Source organism: Hansschlegelia beijingensis, assembly GCF_045505405.1.
GTDB lineage: Bacteria > Pseudomonadota > Alphaproteobacteria > Rhizobiales > Methylopilaceae > Methylopila > Methylopila beijingensis_A.
This window is the reverse complement of sequence record NZ_JBJKEX010000441.1, coordinates 1-2,270: the sequence shown is the minus strand read 5'-3', so window position 1 is coordinate 2,270 and position 2,270 is coordinate 1. Positions and strand designations below refer to the sequence as shown.

General features: G+C 70.8%; 2 protein-coding genes. One reads left to right on the top strand and one right to left on the bottom strand.

The features are described 5' to 3' along the window. Positions 1-227: 227 nt before the first annotated feature. The gene (locus ACIKT0_RS17295) at positions 228-1,505 is read left to right on the top strand and encodes a glycosyltransferase family protein (protein WP_407106598.1); all 1,278 of its coding nucleotides are present in this window, start codon (positions 228-230) and stop codon (positions 1,503-1,505) included. 9 nt (positions 1,506-1,514) lie between these two features. Here ACIKT0_RS17295 and ACIKT0_RS17290 read toward each other — a convergent pair. Further along, positions 1,515-2,270 (bottom strand): SGNH hydrolase domain-containing protein (locus ACIKT0_RS17290; protein ID WP_407106597.1); only part of this gene is annotated, 756 nt, incomplete at its 5' end.

Here is a 2,270-nt window from a genome sequence, read left to right as displayed (position 1 = left end):
CCCTGCCCCGCCGCCAGCCACACGAGCGCAGCCAGGCCGAGCCGCCCGAGATGGACGCCGGTCGACCGACGCGCTCTCGGACGCGCGCGGGATCGGGGCTGGCCAGTCATCCGGCCGATCTTGCGCTGCGCCGGGCCGGGCCCGCAACCTCGGCGGACGTTATCCTTTCACCAAAGCTTTGGCGCCATGCTCCCGCACCCTTCCGTGCGAGACGTGGAGCAGACGCCATGACCGCCCTTGACGCCGCCGACCGCCCGCGGAAAGCGCAGTTCGATCGCTGGACGGCGGTCACCGTCGTCGCGGTCGCTCTTGCGGCCGCGCTGGTGGCGGCGGCCTGCTACCGCGCCTTGGGGGAACATGGCGGGGTCAACAGCTACGCCCTGCTCGCGGACGCTTTCCTGCACGGCCGCTTCGACAGCCCGACCTGCTTCGACAGCGACTGCGCGCGCTTCCTGGACCGGATCTACGTGATCTTCCCGCCTGTTCCGGCGGTGATCGCGATGCCGCTCGTGGCGCTGTTCGGGGTCGACACGCGCGGCTTCATTCCGCTTTCCATGGCGCTCACGGCGGTCAGCGGCTGGGCCTGGTGGGCCATCGCCGGTCGCCTCGGCCTCAGCCGGCGGGCACGCTTCTGGGCGGCCCTCGCCTTCATCTTCGGGGCGCCCGCCGCCTATGTGACGCTACGCGGCGACGGCGTGTGGTTCTTCGCGCAGGTCGTGGCGCTGACGCTGGTCAGCCTCGCGATCCTTGCGACGCTCGACCGGCGCTTCGTGCTCGCCGGCGCCTTGATCGGCCTCGCCTTCCTGTCGCGCCAGATGGCGCTGTTCGTCGCGCCGTTCCTGTTCGCCCTGTCCCGGCCGAAGGACGCGCGCCTGATCGCCTTCGACCGCGACACGATCATGGACGCCCTCCGGCTCGGCGCGCCGATCCTGGCCGCCATCGGGGTCTACTGCCTGTACAACTGGGTCCGCTTCGGCGCGCCGCTCGACACCGGCTACGCCCACATCGCGGCCTACCCGGCGGAAGACGACCGCAACTTCATCACCTGGCGGATCCTCGATCTCGGCCTGTTCTCGAAGGACTACGTCGTCTTCAACCTGGCGCACCTGTTCCTGCAGGGCTTCCATGTCGAGTTCGGCGGCAAGTACATGACGGAGCTGATCCGCATGGACCCGATGGGCTCCTCGCTGATCGCCGCGAGTCCCTTCCTGCTCTATGTGTTCTATGCCCGCGCGGACGCGAAGCTGCTGATCGGCGTTCTGGTGATCGCGGTCGTCGCCGGGATCACGCTGTTCTACCATTCGAACGGGTTCTCGCAGCATAACGTGCAGCGTTACGCGCTCGACTGGCTGCCGGTCCTGTACGTCCTGCTGCTGCCGGTGCTCGCGGGCGACACCGAGAAGGCCGCCGAGCGCCTCAAGATGTTCCGGCTGCTCGCGACCTATGCGATCGCGCTCAACGTGGCGGCGTTCGCGCTCGTGGCGGCGACCAAGGGCGCGACCTGAGCCAAGCCCTCAGGGCCGATCCGGCAGGGAGATCGCTCCTGCCGTCGCCGCGCGGCGGAACGCGCCCTCGAACAGCGGCGTGAGCCGCAGCGCCGCGGCGCGCGCGATGTGGTCGGTGTCGCGATAGATCGGAGCGCCGTTCCTGACGACCGGGCACTTCTCGTCGTCGCAGAGCGCAGGGATCGGATCGACGATGTCGGCGCCGTGCTTGGCCGCGGCCGCCGCGATGATCTCCCGCGCGCGGGCCTCGCGCTCCTCGACCGTCTCGCGCGACGGCGCGATGTCGGCCGGGCGGCCTGCGAGCATCAGGCGGGCGAGCTCGTAGGGCACGTTGTAGCCGGGTTCCGGCACCGCCATCACGATGACGGGGCGGACGCCGAGCTCGACCAGTCGGCCGAGCGTCCTGTCGAGCGCCGCGGCGAACTTGGCGTCCTCTCCGGGCACCGGGGGCGCGATGTCCTCCGGATCGAAGAACAGGCCCTCGTCGCCATAGCCGTTGCCGAGCGCCGCGCGCGGCCAGCGCGCGACCAGGAAGGCGACGGGAATCTTCTGCGCGGCGATCAGGGCGAGGGTCGCCTCGTTCACCTCCTGGCAGCGCCGCCGCGTCGCCTCGCGCGCGGTGATCGTCTCGAAGTCGAGCAGCGGCGGACAGGCGCCGGCGCCCACGATCACGCCGCGCGGCCCGAGCCGGTCTCCCGCGGCGAAGATCGGCGGCGACATGGAGGCGGCGTGGCTGTCTCCCCAGACGATGAAATCCGGCCGCCC

Bases quoted from the DNA above. Each gene is read 5' to 3' on its own strand.
- ACIKT0_RS17295 (WP_407106598.1), top strand. From the start codon at position 228: ATGACCGCCCTTGACGCCGCCGACCGCCCGCGGAAAGCGCAGTTCGAT.